The organism is Variovorax restrictus, from assembly GCF_051216715.1.
Lineage (GTDB): Bacteria > Pseudomonadota > Gammaproteobacteria > Burkholderiales > Burkholderiaceae_C > Variovorax.
Genome location: NZ_JBPJZH010000002.1, coordinates 567,521 through 581,172 on the forward strand (window position 1 = coordinate 567,521; position 13,652 = coordinate 581,172).

Consider the following 13,652-nt stretch of genomic DNA (forward strand, 5'->3'; position numbering starts at 1 on the left):
CAGCCTACGAGAGGGGTCATGCCGGTCATGCACAATCAGTGCATGTTCTGGACCCTGCCAACCATCATGACCTGGACGCGCATCGTCGCGATTCCGCTGATCGTGGGCGTGTTCTACCTGCCGATCGCCGAGCCGATGCGCAACATCATCGCCACGGTGATGTTCATCGTGTTCGCGGCTACCGACTGGCTCGACGGCTTCCTGGCACGCAAGCTCAATCAGACTTCGGCCTTCGGCGCCTTTCTCGACCCGGTGGCCGACAAGTTCCTGGTGTGCGCGTCGCTGCTGGTGCTGGTGCACCTCAACCGCACCGACGTGTTCGTCGCCCTCATCATCATCGGCCGCGAGATCGCCATCTCCGCGCTGCGCGAGTGGATGGCGCAGATCGGCGCCGGCAAAAGCGTGGCGGTCCACATGATCGGCAAGGTCAAGACGGTGGTGCAGATGGTGGCCATCCCCTTCCTGCTGTTCGACGGCGTCCTGTTCGGCGTCATCGAGACCGGCGTGTGGGGCCAGTGGCTGATCTGGATCTCTGCCGTGCTCACCGTCTGGTCGATGGTGTACTACCTGCAGAAGGCCATCCCCGAGATCCGGGCCCGCGCGAAATGACGGCCGCGGCGCGCGCCGCAGGCTGGTTGCGCTTGATGCCGGGCGTGTTCGTCCTCATCTGGGCGACCGGCTTCATCGTGGCGCGCTATGGCATGCCGCATGCGCCGCCCCTCAAATTTCTCGCCGTGCGCTATGCGCTGACCTTCGCCGCCTTCGGGTTGTGGGCGGTGCTAGCGCGCGTCGCCTGGCCGTCCACGCGCGCGCAGTGGGGACACCTGATGGTGACCGGCGTGCTGGTTCAGGCAGGCTACCTCGCAGGTGTCTGGGCGGCAGTGCGCATCGGCATGGGTTCCGGCCTGGTGGCGCTGTTGGTCGGTTTGCAGCCGGTGCTCACCGGCGTGTGGCTGTCGATGCGCGGCGGCAGTATCACGCGGCGTCAGTGGGCGGGGCTGCTGCTGGGCCTGACCGGGCTGGTGCTGGTGGTGTCACGCAAGTTCGGCGACGGTGGCGAGGTGAGCCTTCAGACGATGTCGCTGGCCGTGGCAGCACTGCTGTCGATCACGGCCGGCACGCTCTACCAGAAGCGCTTCGTGGCGTCTTGCGACGTGCGCAGCGCGAGCGTGGTGCAGTTCGCTGCCGCCCTGGTGGCGACGCTTCCCCTGGCGCTGCTGGAGACAGTGCCGATCGTTTGGAATGCGCAGTCGATCGGCGCCATGGCCTGGTCGGTGCTGGTGCTGTCGCTGGGCGGCAGCTCGCTCTTCTATATCTTGATCCAGCGCGGCTCCGCTGCGGCCGTGACCAGCCTGCTGTACCTGGTGCCGCCCACCACCGCGATCATGGCGTGGCTGCTGTTCTCGGAGCCGATCACGGCGCTGACACTGCTCGGCACGGCGATCACGGCGATCGGTGTGAGCCTGGTGGTGCGGGCGCCGAGAGGCTAGGGCTTCCAGGGCTCACCGCGGAACTGCTCGGCCAGAAAGTCCACCAGCAGGCGCACACGACGGGGCGTTTTCGGGCGCCACGGCGCGATCCAGTGGATGTCCGCGTCGGGCATGGCGTACTGCGGCAGCACGCGACGCAGCTCACCCGATGCGATCTGCGGTGCGATGTCCCACAGGCTGCGCAGCATCACGCCGCGGCCGGCCAGGCACCAGTCGCGCACCAGCTCGCCCGAATTGCTCGACAGCGGGCCTTGCACGCGCACCCGCACCAGCGCGCTGTCCTTGTCGTGTTTGAGCGTCCAGTGCGAAGGCGAGGCGCCGTGGGCTTCGGCGTTCTCATGGACGACCAGGCAGGCGTGGCTGGCCAGGTCGGCCGGCTCGCGCGGCGTGCCTTGGTGCGCCAGGTACGCGGGCGACGCGACGACGATGCGCTGGTTGCGCGCGAGGCGGCGCGAAGTCCATTGCGAACTCCGCGCGCCTTGCACCGACCACAGCCACAGCGCGCCGTCGTAGCGGTCGGCACCCAGGTCGGGCAGGCGCTCGCTCAGCGTCAGGTCGATCTGCAGCGCCGGGTGGCGCTGCTGGAATTCGGCGAGCGCCGGCCCGAGCCAGCGGCGGCCGAAGCCCAGTGTGGCTGCGATGCGCAAGGGGCCGCGCAGGGCGATCTGGCGATCGCTCAGATCAGCTTCCAGGGCTGCGAAGCCTTCGAGCAGCTTCTCCGCGTGCAGGCACACCGCCTCGCCCTCGGGCGTGAGGTGCAAGCGACGTGTCGTCCGCTCGAACAGGCGCTGCCCGAGCCGGGCTTCCAGCGCCGCCAGCCGCTTGGTCACGACCGAGGGCGCGACGCCCAGCGACACGGCGGCCGCAGAGAGGCTGCCCCGCGCGTGCACAGTGGTCACGAGTTCAAGATCGGCACGTTCCATTACGGCCCCACAGGAAATAATCAATTCGATGATTGTTGCTTGAAGCCTTGCGGACGGCAACGCACAATCGCGCGGTGCTGAATGAATTCACTCCCTTCGACGTGGCCCGCGACGGCGTCGTGCTCCACGGGCGCATCGGTGGCCGAGGCCCCGCCTTGCTGTTGCTGCACGGGCATCCGCAGACCCATGTGATCTGGCACCGCGTCGCGCCCTTGCTCGCCCAGCGCTTCACGGTCGTCCTGATGGACTTGCGCGGCTACGGCGACTCGGGCCGGCCGAAGCCGGACGCCGAGCACCGTGTCTACAGCAAGCGCGAGATGGCGGCCGACGCGATGGCGGTGATGCAGCACCACGGCTTCGATCTTTTCCAGGTGCTCGCGCATGACCGCGGTGCGCGCGTGGCGCATCGTTTGGCGGCCGATCACCCGCAGGCCGTCGAGCGGATGCTGCTGCTCGATATCGCGCCCACGCTCGCGATGTACGAGAACACCTCCGAGGCCTTTGCGCGTGCCTACTGGCACTGGTTCTTCCTGATCCAGCCGCCGCCCTTGCCGGAGGCATTGCTCGCGTCCGACCCGTCGCGCTACGTGCGCAGCGTGATGGGTGGTCGGCATGCGGGTCTGGCGCCCTTTGCCCCGGAGGCCCTGGCGGAATACGAACGCTGTGCAGCGATTCCGGGCACGGCCGAAGCGGTGTGCGAGGACTATCGCGCCTCGGCCGGCATCGACCTCGACCATGACCGCGAAGACATCGCGGCGGGTCGTCGCCTGATGCAGCCGATTCGCGTGCTGTGGGGCGCGCACGGCGTGGTGGGCCGATGCTTCGACGTGCTCGCGCTGTGGCGCGAGCGCGCCGACGACGTGTCGGGCGGCACCGTGCCGTGCGGTCACTACATTCCCGAAGAGGCGCCGGACGACGTCGTGCGCGAAGCCCTCTCTTTCTTCAGACCCTGAGACAACAACTTCCAAGGACTTTTCCATGAGTACCCATCGCATCGCAGTCATCGCCGGCGACGGCATCGGCAAGGAGACCATGCCCGAGGGCATCCGCGTGCTGGACGCCGCAGCACGCAAGTTCGGCATCGACCTGAAGTTCGACCACTTCGACTTCTCGAGCTGGGACTATTGCGAGAAGCACGGCAAGATGCTGCCCGACGACTGGAAGGATCAGATCGGCGGCCACGACGCCATCTACTTCGGTGCGGTCGGCTGGCCCGAGAAGATCCCCGATCACATCTCGTTGTGGGGGTCGCTGCTGTTGTTCCGCCGCGAGTTCGACCAGTACATCAACCTGCGCCCGGCCCGCCTCATGCCCGGCATCATCGCGCCGGTGGTGCGCCGCGACGGCACGCCGCGCCAGCCTGGCGAGATCGACATGTACATCGTGCGCGAGAACACCGAAGGCGAGTATTCGAGCATCGGCGGCCGCATGTACGAAGGCACGCCACGCGAGATCGTGGTGCAGGAAACGGTGATGTCGCGCATCGGCGTGGACCGTGTGTTGAAGTTCGCCTTCGAGCTCGCGCAGTCGCGCCCGAAGAAGCATCTGACCAGCGCGACGAAGTCGAACGGTATCTCGATCACCATGCCGTACTGGGACGAGCGGGTGGCCGCGATGGCGAAGAACTACCCCGGCATCACGCTCGACAAGTTTCACATCGACATCCTCACGGCGCACTTCGTGCAGCGGCCCGATTTCTTCGACGTGGTGGTGGCCAGCAACCTCTTCGGCGACATCCTGTCGGACCTCGGGCCGGCCTGCACCGGCACGATCGGCATCGCACCGAGCGCCAACCTCAACCCCGAGCGCACCACGCCGTCGCTGTTCGAGCCGGTGCATGGGTCGGCGCCCGACATCGCGGGGCAGGGCATCGCGAACCCCATCGGCCAGATCTGGTGCGGCGCGATGATGCTGGAGTTTCTCGGCCACAAGGACGCGCACGACGCGATCCTCGCGGCCATCGAGAAGGTGCTCGCACCACAGAGCGGCGCACCGCGCACGCGCGACATCGGTGGCACTGCGGGCACGGCGGATCTGGGTCGCGCGATCGCGCAGGCGCTCTGAAAAACGAGTTCACGAAACACCCCTAAAATCGCGCTCCCCGCCGGGCGAGCGGCCGTGTGACTTATTGACACCCCGTAGCCCTGTGGTTGTAATCGTCGTCGGCAGCCCGCTGTCGACACGTCAGCCTGCCATCCTTCGCGCGCCAGAGGTTCCATCGTGGGGCCGGCCATCGCACCTGACGCCGATCCACTTTTCCTCTGAGGGGCCCTTCTTGTGAACAAGACCGAACTGATTGAGCACATCGCAAAAAACGCCGATATTTCCAAAGCCGCTGCCACGCGCGCACTCGAGTCCACCATCGGCGCCATTCGAACCACGCTCAAGAAGGGCAACTCTGTGTCGCTCGTCGGTTTCGGGACTTTCGCAGTGGGCAAGCGCGCTGCGCGCACCGGTCGGAATCCGCGCACTGGCGACGCGATTAAAATCAAAGCCGCCAAGATCCCGAAGTTCCGTCCCGGCAAGGCGCTCAAAGACGCGCTGAACTGAGATACTCCTTCCTCGGGGGTGCTTAGCTCAGCTGGTAGAGCGGCGCCCTTACAAGGCGTAGGTCGGGGGTTCGAGCCCCTCAGCACCCACCACCCGGCAATAAGGCGAACACGAGTTCGCCTTTTTTGTTGTGCCATCGGCAACCGTCACAGAGAGAGCGTTCAAGCATGTTCGAGTTCTTCCGCAAGTACAACAAGATCGTCATGGGCGTCTTGTTCGTGCTGATCATTCCGTCATTCGTCCTGTTCGGTGTCGATCGCTATCAAGGTGACGAGAAGGGCGAGAAGGTCGCGCGTGTCGACGGCCAAGACATCACGCGCCCTGAATGGGACATGCAGCATCGCAACGAGGTCGACCGCATTCGCCGCCAGTCGCCCAACATCGACCCGGCCTTGCTCGATTCGGACGCCGCGCGCTACGCGACGCTCGAGCGCATGGTGCGCGACCGCGTGCTGGCCGCCGCGGCCGCGAAGACGAACATGACGGTTTCTGAAGAGCGGTTGACCCGCATGTTCGCCGAAGACGCGGGCCTGGCGTCCTTCCGCACCGCAGACGGCCGCTTCGACCGCGAGCGCTTCCAGATGGCCACCGGTCAGACCCCCGAGCAGTACGAAGCGGCGGTGCGCGGCAGCATGGCGACGCAGCAGGTGCTGCTGGGTGTGACGGGCACGGCCTTCGCGACACCGGCCCAGGCACAGCCGACGCTCGACGCCTTCTTTGACCGCCGCGAGGTGCAGATCGCGCGCTTCAATCCGGCCGACTTCACATCGAAGGTCGCGGTGACCGACGCGGACATCGAGACCTACTACAAGGACCACACCGCACAGTTCCAGGCACCCGAGCAGGCGAGCGTCGAGTACCTGGTGCTCGACATGGATGCGGCCAAGAAGAACATCTCGGTGAGCGATGCCGACCTCAAGAGCTACTACGAGCAGAACAGCGCCCGCTTCGGCACGCCTGAAGAGCGACGCGCCAGCCACATCCTCATCACCGCACCCTCCAGCGCCTCGAAGTCCGAGCGCGACGCCGCCCGTGCGAAGGCCGAACAACTCCTGGCCGAGGTCAAGCAGGCGCCAGCGACATTCGCTGCGGTCGCCCGCAAGAATTCGCAGGATCCGGGTTCCGCGGAGAAGGGCGGCGACCTCGACTTCGTGTCGCGCGGCGCGATGGTCAAACCCTTCGAGGACGCGATGTTCTCGCTGAAGAAGGGCGAGATCAGCAATGTCGTCGAGACCGAATTTGGTTACCACATCATCAAGCTCGACGACATCAAGCCAGGCGTGGTTCAGCCCTTCGAGCAGGCGCGCGCTGCCATCGAGAACGAGGTCCGCGGCCAGCAGGCCACGCAGGAATTCGCGAAGGCTGCCGAGGCCTTCACCGATGCGGTGTACCAGCAGCCCGACAGCCTGCAGCCGGCTGCGGACAAGCTCAAGCTCACCATCCGGAAGGCCAGCGACGTCGCCCGCGCGCCGGCGCCTGGCGCCACGGGGGCACTGGCCAGCGCCAATTTCCTGAAGGCGCTGTTCGCGCAAGACACGCTCGAGCGCAAGCACAACACGGAAGCCATCGAGATCGGCCCGAACCAGCTCGCGTCGGGCCGGGTCGTGCAATACGCGCCCGCGCGCACCGTGCCGCTGACCGAGGTGAAGGACAAGGTCCGCACACAGTTGGTGGCCGAGAAGGCGGCGGCGCTCGCCAAGGCCGAAGGCGAAGCCAAGCTGGCGGCCTGGCGCAGCAATGCTGCGGGCGCCACGTTGGCGGCACCGGTGACGCTGTCGCGCGTCGATCCGCAGTCGCAGCCACAACCGATCGTCGAAGCCGCACTGCGCGCCGATGCGACGCAGTTGCCTGCCTTCGCAGGCGTCGATCTGGGTGCCGACGGCTACGCCGTGTTGCGCGTCGTCAAGCGCCTGGGTCGCGCGGTGGCGGCGCCAGACGTCGCAAAGCAGGAGAGCGAACAGTTCGCACAGGCTGTGGCTGCGGCCGAGAACCTCGCTTATTACAACGTGCTGAAGGCACGCTACAAGGCGGAGATCCTGGTGCCCCGGCCTGAGTTGAACCAGGTAGCCGGCCGCTGATTTCTCACGCTATAATCGACGGCTCTGCGGTGGCTGTAGCTCAGCTGGTAGAGTCCCAGATTGTGATTCTGGTCGTCGTGGGTTCGAGTCCCATCAGCCACCCCAACTGCTTCGTATAAAAGCGCCCGTTGTAAGACGGGCGCTTTTTTTTGTCATTGCGGCTTTTGTGTACTTGCGGCTATTGCGTTCTGAATTAAAATTCGGCTTTCCTTTAACCGACCCTGGGACGCTCAAATGGCATCGACGCTCGCCGACATCAATTCGCAGATCAAGAAGAACGAAGAGCACATTGCGCAATTGCGTAAGCAGGCGGAGGAGCTGCGCAATCACGAACGCGCAGGTGTGATCGAGGAGATTCGCCAGAAGATTGCGGAATTCGGTTTGACGGCAGCGGATCTCAAGCTGTCGACCCGGGCGACGGGTGGCAAGCGCAACATGAGCGCGTCGCCTGCAAAGGCCGCAAAGTACCGTGGCCCGGCGGGTGAGACGTGGTCGGGCGGCCGTGGCCGCAAGCCCCGTTGGGTGACAGAGGCGCTGGCAGCGGGCAAGTCGCTGTCGGACTACGAGATCAAGTAACCGGTGATCGCATTCGCGTCGTTGGCGCAATGAAAAGGCCCGCAGATGCGGGCTTTTTCATTGTGATGGTGCTGGCTCCAGCGCGGGTTCAGTTCACCATCACCAGCTTTCCCTTGACGCCCCGTGAACCCATGTGCGCGTAGGCGGCTTTCAATTCGGCCATGGGCATGGTGCTGTCGATCACGGGTTTGATCTTTCCCTGCGCATACCATGTTGCCAATTCGGACATCATCTGCGCATTCGCTTTTGGTTCGCGGCGCGCGAAGTCGCCCCAGAAGACACCGACGATCGATGCGCCTTTGAGCAACGTCAGGTTGAGCGGCAACGCAGGAATGCCGCCGCCCGCGAATCCGACGACGAGGTAGCGCCCGCGCCATGCAATGGATCGGAACGCCGGTTCGGCGAAGTCGCCACCGACCGGGTCGTAGATCACGTCGGGCCCTCGGCCGCCCGTGGCTTCCTTGATTGCATCGCGGAAGCCGGTCGGCAGCGCGTGGGACGTGTAGTTGATGCTGCGATCGGCGCCCAGCGATTCGCAGAGCGCACACTTCTCGTCGGTCGATGCTGCGGCGATCACCGTCGCGCCTGCTGCCTTCGCGATCTGGATCGCAGCCGTTCCCACTCCGCCCGCGGCACCGAGGACCAGCACGGTCTCCCCGGCCTTCAATTGCGCCCGGTCCATGAGGGCGTGCCACGACGTGCCGTAGGTCATGATGAAGGCGGCGGCGTCGACCAGATCGAAGCCTGCGGGCAAGGGCATGCACTGCGCAGCGGGCGCGATCACGTGGGTGCCGAAGCCGCCGGTGCCGGAGAGGCAAGCCACGTTCTGACCGGGCTTCAGATCCGTGACGCCTTCGCCGATGGCCTGCACGACGCCAGCGTATTCCGAGCCTGGCACGAAGGGCAGGGGCGGCTTCATCTGGTATTTGTTCTGGACGATCAGCAGGTCGGGAAAGTTCAGGCTGGCCGCCTTGATCTCGATGAGCACCTGCCCCGGGCCGGGCGTGGGGGTGGGCAGTTCTTTCCAATTCAGCGCGTCGACGCCGGTGGGGTTTTCGCAAAGCCAGGCATGCATGCAGATGTCTCCTTCGATGGATCGCTCGGACGGGGAATGCGGGCCATGATAGGGTGGCTGGTGCGCGCTTCTTGTCCCTGCGGCGACCGACCCGGCGCCTACAATCGCGCGCACTCCAAGACGCCATGAAGATACTCATTTCCAACGACGACGGCTTTCAGGCGCCCGGCATCGTCGCCCTGTACGACGCGCTCAAGGACTTCGCCGATGTCGAGGTCATCGCCCCCGAGCACAACAACAGCGCCAAGTCGAATGCCCTGACGCTGGCCGCGCCGCTGTACGTACATACGGCCCACAACGGCTTTCGCTACGTCACGGGCACGCCGGCTGACTGCGTGCATATCGCGCTCAAGGGGCTACTGGGCTACAAGCCCGACCTGGTCGTCTCCGGGATCAACAACGGCGCCAACATGGGCGACGACACCATCTATTCCGGGACCGTCGGCGCGGCGATGGAGGCGTACCTCTTCGGCGTTCCGGCCATCGCCTTCTCGCAGATCGAGAAAGGCTGGGCGCATGTCGATTCGGCGGCCCGTGTGGCGCGCCGCCTGGTCGAGCGCATCGAGCGCGAGCGCATGCTCGAAGGCCCCGCGTGGTTGCTCAACGTCAACATCCCCAACCGACCCTTCGATGAGCTCAAGCCGATCAAGGTGTGCCGCCTCGGGCGCCGCCATGCGGCGGAAAAGGTGATCACGCAGGAGAGCCCGCGCGGCGAGACCATGTACTGGATCGCCGGCGCCGGCAGTGCCAAGGACAGCGGCGAAGGCACCGACTTCCATGCCACGGCCGAAGGCCACGTCGCGCTCACGCCGCTGCAGATCGATCTCACCGACCATGCCAACCTCGGGCAGTGGCGCGACACCGTGACGCGTCTGCTGCGGTGACCGTGGGCGCCATGCCGCGCGGCGGAGCGAGCCGCTGATGTCGTCCGCCAAGCCGCCTTCGAGGCCCGGGTTTCCCATACGTCTCACGCCGACGGCGTCTGCCGTCACCCGGGGTCGGCAACCCGCCGTGCCTGTTCGCCCGCTGGTATCGACCACGCCGTCGATGGCCTCCGATGCCATCCGTGCCCGGATGGTGCAGCGTCTGGCCGCCCAGGGCGTGGCCGATGTGCGCGTGCTGCGGGCGATGGGCGCGGTCGAACGGCATCTTTTCGTCGACAGCGCGCTGGTCAACCAGGCGTACGAAGACACGAGCCTGCCGATCGGCCTGGGCCAGACGATCTCCAAGCCGAATGTGGTGGCGCGCATGATCGAACTGCTGCTGGGCGCACCCGCGCTCGCCGGCAAGCCGAACGACCGGTTGGGCCGGGTGCTGGAAATCGGCACCGGCTGCGGCTACCAGGCCACGGTCCTGAGCCACGTGGCAAGCGAGGTCTACAGCATCGAGCGGCTGCGCGGCCTGCACGAGCGGGCGCGGACGAACCTGCGACCGTTCCGGCTGGCGACTGTGCACCTTTTGCTCGGTGACGGCATGGTGGGCTATGCCAAGGGTGGGCCGTACGCCGGCATCATCGCGGCAGCGGGCGGCGAGGCCGTGCCTGACGCCTGGGTCGAGCAGTTGGCGGTCGGCGGGCGCATCGTGGCGCCGACGCATTCGCCTGGCGGCGGACAAGCATTGGTCGTGATCGATAAAACCGTCACGGGCCTGCAACGCCGCGTTCTTGAGGCGGTTCATTTTGTCCCCCTAAAATCGGGGATTGCTTGAAGGACGAACACATGCAGGGATTTGGCAATCGGCGCTGGGCGGCTGGTTTGATGTTGGCGTCGATGCTCGTGCTTGCAGGGTGTGCTTCGCCGAGCGGTCCTGTGCCGGTGGAAGACCGCGGCATCATGGCTCGCCCCGGCGGCGGGACCGTTGCGGGGCCAGGCGTCCCTCCGATCACCACCGACGCGTCCGGCAAACCGCTGCCGGGCATCGAGAACTACGGCAAGCCCGGCTACTACGCCGTGCGCCCGGGTGACACCATCCGTCGCATCGCGAACGAAACCGGCCAGACTTGGCAGAACATCGCACGTTGGAACAATCTCGACAATCCCGACCTGATCGAAGTCGGGCAGGTCCTGCGGGTGATCGCACCGGGCGCCGCTGTGGCCGCCGCGGCCCCGACCACGGTCGAGCCCAATGGCGTGGTCACACGGCCGGTGGTACCGCAACCGGCCATCACGCCATCGAGCCCCACTGCGCCGGTGGCGGCGGCGAGCGCTCCGGCCAAGCCAGCGACCCCGCCTGCCGCCGCGTCCGGGGACGAAGACCTCGGCTGGATCTGGCCAGCGCACGGCACGCTCATCGCCGGCTTCGACGAGGCGAAGAACAAGGGCCTGGACATCAGTGGCAAGGCCGGAGATTCGGTGCTGGCCGCGGCCGACGGGCGCGTGGTGTACGCCGGCGCCGGGTTGCGTGGCTACGGCAACCTCATCATCCTCAAGCACAACAACACCTACCTGACCGCCTATGCGCACAACCAGGCGCTGCTGGTGAAGGAAGACCAGTCGGTGCAGAAGGGGCAGAAGATCGCGGAAATGGGCAACAGCGATGCCGACCGCGTGAAGCTCCACTTCGAGATCCGCCGCCAGGGTAAACCGGTCGATCCGGCGCGCTATCTGCCCTCGCGCCAGTAGCCATCGCCGTTCGACACCACGGCGTGCCCGACGCGCCGTGCGGCATCGCGCCGCCTGAGACAATTCCCCGATGACCGAAAAGACAGAAGAAGGCGGTGCGGCCCCAGGTGCCCCCGCTGCCCGTGATGAATGGCTGACCGTCGAGTCGCTCGACCTCGATGCCCAGGGCGTGGCCCACAAGGCCGATGGCATGGTGGTATTCATCGAAGGCGCCTTGCCGTTCGAGGAGGTGCAGTTCAACCAGCACCGCAAGAAAAACAATTGGGCCCAAGGCACGGTCACGGCCATTCGCCGCGAGTCGTCGCAACGCGTGCGCCCTGGCTGTCCGCACTTCGGGCTGCACACCGGCGCCTGCGGTGGATGCAAGATGCAGCACCTCGACGCGGCGGCCCAGGTGGCGGTCAAGCAGCGCGCGCTGGAAGACAACCTCTGGCACCTCGGCAAGGTGAAGCCCGAAAACATGTTGCGTCCGCTGGAAGGGCCGGCCTGGCACTACCGTTACCGCGCGCGCCTGTCGGTGCGCCATGTGGTGAAGAAGGGCACGGTGCTGATCGGTTTTCACGAGCGCAAGAGCCGCTACCTCGCGGACATGCAGGTGTGCCCCGTGCTGCCGGTGCGCGTGAGCGACATGCTGATGCCGCTGCGCGCGCTCATCGGCTCGCTCGATGCCCACGCCACCTGCCCGCAGATCGAGCTGGCCTGCGGCGACGCGCCGGACGGCACAAGCCTGGGCGTGATCGCCCTGGTGCTGCGTCACCTCGAGCCGCTCTCGGACAGGGATCTGCAGCGCCTGCGCGACTTCGCCTCGCTCAATGCGGGCGTGCAGTGGTGGCTGCAGCCCAAGGGGCCGGACACCGTCAGGCTGCTGGACGAGGGCGGCCCGGTGCTGTCTTATGCCTTGCCGGCCTTCGGCGTGACGATGCCGTTCAAGCCGACGGACTTCACACAGGTCAATCCGCACATCAACCGCGCACTGGTCGGGCGGGCCCTTCGGCTGCTGGATGTGCAGCGCGACGAGCGCGTGATCGACTGGTTCTGCGGCCTGGGCAACTTCACGCTGCCGCTGGCCACGCGGGCGCGCGAAGTGCTGGGGATCGAAGGAAGCGACACCCTGGTCGCCCGCGCGACCGACAACTTCGAGCGCAATCGCCCCGCTGTGCCGCCGCGCGCTGCGCTGGCGCCGGCGCGCTTCGTCGCGCGCAACCTGTTCGAGATGACGCCGGAGATGCTGGTGGCCGACGGCGCCGCCGACAAGTGGCTGGTCGACCCGCCGCGCGAAGGCGCCTTCGCGCTGGCCAAGGCCTTGGCCGATCTGAATCAGCAGGAGGGTGGTCTGCCGCCAGGCTGGACGGCGCCGAAGCGCATCGTCTACGTGAGTTGCAATCCGTCGACGCTGGCGCGCGACGCCGGTCTGCTGGTGCACCAGGCGGGTTATCGGTGCACAGCCGCCGGCGTCGTGAACATGTTTCCGCACACGGCGCACGTCGAGTCGATCGCCGTTTTCGATCGGCCATGAAGAAAGGCCCCGACGGGGCCTTTCTTTTCTGGAGCGAGCGAACCGATCAGTCGCGCTCGCCGCCGAAGATGCCGAGCAACGCCAGCAGGCTCTGGAACACGTTGAAGAGGTCCAAATACAGCGCAAGCGTCGCGCTGATGTAGTTGGTCTCGCCGCCATCCATGATCTGCTTCAGGTCGTACAGCATGTAGGCCGAGAAGATCGCAATGGCCGCCACCGAGATCGCCATCATGCCGGCGCTCGAGCCCACGAAGATGTTGATGACCGCACCCACCATCAGCACCATGGCGCCGACGAAGAGCCATTTGCCCATGCTCGACAGGTCGCGCTTGATGACCGTGGCGAGCGATGCCATGGCGAAGAATACGCCGGCCGTGCCACCGAAGGCAATCATGATGAGGTCGGAGCCGTTCTTGAAGCCCAGCACCATTGCGATGAGCCGCGACAGCATCAAGCCCATGAAGAAGGTGAAGGCCAATAGCACCGGGACGCCGGCGGCCGAGTTCTTGGTCTTCTCGATGGCGTACATGAAACCGAAGGCGCCGCCGAGAAACACGATCAGGCCGAGGCCGCCCGTGAGCGAGCGGGTGATGCCGGTGGCCACGCCCATCCAGGCGCCCAGGACGGTGGGCAGCAGGCTCAGGGCCAGCAGCCAGTAAGTGTTGCGCAGAACGCGCTGGCGTTCCGCCTGCGGCAGGGTCTGGCCATAGCCGACGGCAGTGTCGAGGGTGTTGACGCGGTCGTTCATTGCTGAAACTCCTGGGTTGGCTGCGAATGCAGGTCGGCTCGTATTTTAGGACGGGGGCTGGACGATTCGTGACAA

14 protein-coding genes and 2 tRNA genes are annotated in these 13,652 nt (G+C 66.1%); 13 read left to right on the plus strand and 3 right to left on the minus strand.

Features of this window, described 5'->3' with window-relative positions; translation table 11 throughout:
* Nucleotides 1–42: 42 nt before the first annotated feature.
* Together pgsA and ACSFA0_RS17270 are read left to right on the plus strand one after the other, a co-directional pair.
* Complete coding sequence (gene pgsA, locus ACSFA0_RS17265) at nucleotides 43–609, plus strand: CDP-diacylglycerol--glycerol-3-phosphate 3-phosphatidyltransferase (protein WP_435451495.1); 567 nt, start codon at nucleotides 43–45, stop codon at nucleotides 607–609.
* Nucleotides 606–1,490 (plus strand): DMT family transporter, encoded by an 885-nt coding sequence (locus ACSFA0_RS17270; RefSeq protein ID WP_435451496.1) that lies wholly within the window; start codon nucleotides 606–608, stop codon nucleotides 1,488–1,490. Before pgsA ends, ACSFA0_RS17270 begins: the two co-directional genes overlap by 4 nt.
* On the opposite strand, the gene ACSFA0_RS17275 is transcribed toward ACSFA0_RS17270, so the two are convergent.
* Nucleotides 1,487–2,413 carry a LysR family transcriptional regulator gene (locus ACSFA0_RS17275; RefSeq protein WP_435451497.1) on the minus strand — a complete coding sequence of 309 codons (927 nt, stop codon included), beginning with the start codon at nucleotides 2,411–2,413 and terminating at the stop codon, nucleotides 1,487–1,489. The genes ACSFA0_RS17270 and ACSFA0_RS17275 overlap by 4 nt on opposite strands.
* 74 nt (nucleotides 2,414–2,487) lie before the next feature.
* Between ACSFA0_RS17275 and ACSFA0_RS17280 the strand changes: the two genes are divergently transcribed.
* From ACSFA0_RS17280 to ACSFA0_RS17310, 7 genes are all read left to right on the plus strand, one after another.
* The gene (locus ACSFA0_RS17280) at nucleotides 2,488–3,366 is read left to right on the plus strand and encodes an alpha/beta fold hydrolase (protein WP_435451498.1); all 879 of its coding nucleotides are present in this window, start codon (nucleotides 2,488–2,490) and stop codon (nucleotides 3,364–3,366) included.
* Nucleotides 3,367–3,391: 25 nt separating this feature from the next.
* The gene (locus ACSFA0_RS17285; RefSeq protein ID WP_435451499.1) at nucleotides 3,392–4,477 is read left to right on the plus strand and encodes a tartrate dehydrogenase; all 1,086 of its coding nucleotides are present in this window, start codon (nucleotides 3,392–3,394) and stop codon (nucleotides 4,475–4,477) included.
* 213 nt (nucleotides 4,478–4,690) lie between these two features.
* On the plus strand, nucleotides 4,691–4,963 hold the full coding sequence (locus ACSFA0_RS17290; RefSeq protein ID WP_140842779.1) for an HU family DNA-binding protein: 273 nt from the start codon (nucleotides 4,691–4,693) through the stop codon (nucleotides 4,961–4,963).
* 16 nt (nucleotides 4,964–4,979) lie between these two features.
* Nucleotides 4,980–5,055 (plus strand) — tRNA-Val (locus ACSFA0_RS17295).
* Between the two features lie 75 nt (nucleotides 5,056–5,130).
* Complete coding sequence (locus ACSFA0_RS17300) at nucleotides 5,131–7,041, plus strand: SurA N-terminal domain-containing protein (RefSeq protein ID WP_435451500.1); 1,911 nt, start codon at nucleotides 5,131–5,133, stop codon at nucleotides 7,039–7,041.
* Nucleotides 7,042–7,070: 29 nt separating this feature from the next.
* Nucleotides 7,071–7,146 (plus strand) — tRNA-His (locus ACSFA0_RS17305).
* A 129-nt stretch (nucleotides 7,147–7,275) separates the two neighbouring features.
* Complete coding sequence (locus ACSFA0_RS17310) at nucleotides 7,276–7,617, plus strand: H-NS histone family protein (protein WP_435451501.1); 342 nt, start codon at nucleotides 7,276–7,278, stop codon at nucleotides 7,615–7,617.
* 88 nt (nucleotides 7,618–7,705) lie between these two features.
* On the opposite strand, the gene ACSFA0_RS17315 is transcribed toward ACSFA0_RS17310, so the two are convergent.
* Nucleotides 7,706–8,692, minus strand: a complete 987-nt coding sequence (locus ACSFA0_RS17315) for an NADPH:quinone oxidoreductase family protein (RefSeq protein ID WP_435451502.1) — start codon at nucleotides 8,690–8,692, stop codon at nucleotides 7,706–7,708.
* 125 nt (nucleotides 8,693–8,817) lie between these two features.
* Between ACSFA0_RS17315 and surE the strand changes: the two genes are divergently transcribed.
* The 4 genes from surE to rlmD all read left to right on the plus strand — a co-directional run bounded on the left by surE (nucleotide 8,818) and on the right by rlmD (nucleotide 12,829).
* Nucleotides 8,818–9,576: a 5'/3'-nucleotidase SurE gene (gene surE, locus ACSFA0_RS17320; protein ID WP_435451503.1), complete on the plus strand. Its 759-nt coding sequence runs from the start codon at nucleotides 8,818–8,820 to the stop codon at nucleotides 9,574–9,576.
* 37 nt (nucleotides 9,577–9,613) lie between these two features.
* On the plus strand, nucleotides 9,614–10,399 hold the full coding sequence (locus ACSFA0_RS17325) for a protein-L-isoaspartate(D-aspartate) O-methyltransferase (RefSeq protein WP_435451504.1): 786 nt from the start codon (nucleotides 9,614–9,616) through the stop codon (nucleotides 10,397–10,399).
* An 11-nt stretch (nucleotides 10,400–10,410) separates the two neighbouring features.
* Entirely contained in the window at nucleotides 10,411–11,313 is a 903-nt protein-coding gene (locus ACSFA0_RS17330) for a peptidoglycan DD-metalloendopeptidase family protein (RefSeq protein ID WP_435451505.1), read from the plus strand.
* Nucleotides 11,314–11,383: 70 nt separating this feature from the next.
* The gene (gene rlmD, locus ACSFA0_RS17335; protein WP_435451506.1) at nucleotides 11,384–12,829 is read left to right on the plus strand and encodes a 23S rRNA (uracil(1939)-C(5))-methyltransferase RlmD; all 1,446 of its coding nucleotides are present in this window, start codon (nucleotides 11,384–11,386) and stop codon (nucleotides 12,827–12,829) included.
* 46 nt (nucleotides 12,830–12,875) lie between these two features.
* Here the strand turns inward: rlmD and ACSFA0_RS17340 are convergent, their stop codons facing one another.
* Nucleotides 12,876–13,577, minus strand: coding sequence for a Bax inhibitor-1/YccA family protein (locus tag ACSFA0_RS17340; RefSeq protein WP_435451507.1), 702 nt, complete (start codon nucleotides 13,575–13,577; stop codon nucleotides 12,876–12,878).
* Between the last annotated feature and the right edge of the window lie 75 nt (nucleotides 13,578–13,652).

What these genes read in the sequence shown, in the direction of transcription:
- pgsA (WP_435451495.1), top strand. Translation starts at nt 43, where the DNA reads ATGTTCTGGACCCTGCCAACCATCATGACCTGGACGCGCATCGTCGCG.
- ACSFA0_RS17270 (WP_435451496.1), top strand. Translation starts at nt 606, where the DNA reads ATGACGGCCGCGGCGCGCGCCGCAGGCTGGTTGCGCTTGATGCCGGGC.
- ACSFA0_RS17275 (WP_435451497.1), bottom strand. Translation starts at nt 2,413, where the DNA reads ATGGAACGTGCCGATCTTGAACTCGTGACCACTGTGCACGCGCGGGGC.
- ACSFA0_RS17285 (WP_435451499.1), top strand. Translation starts at nt 3,392, where the DNA reads ATGAGTACCCATCGCATCGCAGTCATCGCCGGCGACGGCATCGGCAAG.
- ACSFA0_RS17300 (WP_435451500.1), top strand. Translation starts at nt 5,131, where the DNA reads ATGTTCGAGTTCTTCCGCAAGTACAACAAGATCGTCATGGGCGTCTTG.
- ACSFA0_RS17310 (WP_435451501.1), top strand. Translation starts at nt 7,276, where the DNA reads ATGGCATCGACGCTCGCCGACATCAATTCGCAGATCAAGAAGAACGAA.
- ACSFA0_RS17315 (WP_435451502.1), bottom strand. Translation starts at nt 8,692, where the DNA reads ATGCATGCCTGGCTTTGCGAAAACCCCACCGGCGTCGACGCGCTGAAT.
- surE (WP_435451503.1), top strand. Translation starts at nt 8,818, where the DNA reads ATGAAGATACTCATTTCCAACGACGACGGCTTTCAGGCGCCCGGCATC.
- ACSFA0_RS17325 (WP_435451504.1), top strand. Translation starts at nt 9,614, where the DNA reads ATGTCGTCCGCCAAGCCGCCTTCGAGGCCCGGGTTTCCCATACGTCTC.
- ACSFA0_RS17330 (WP_435451505.1), top strand. Translation starts at nt 10,411, where the DNA reads ATGCAGGGATTTGGCAATCGGCGCTGGGCGGCTGGTTTGATGTTGGCG.
- rlmD (WP_435451506.1), top strand. Translation starts at nt 11,384, where the DNA reads ATGACCGAAAAGACAGAAGAAGGCGGTGCGGCCCCAGGTGCCCCCGCT.
- ACSFA0_RS17340 (WP_435451507.1), bottom strand. Translation starts at nt 13,577, where the DNA reads ATGAACGACCGCGTCAACACCCTCGACACTGCCGTCGGCTATGGCCAG.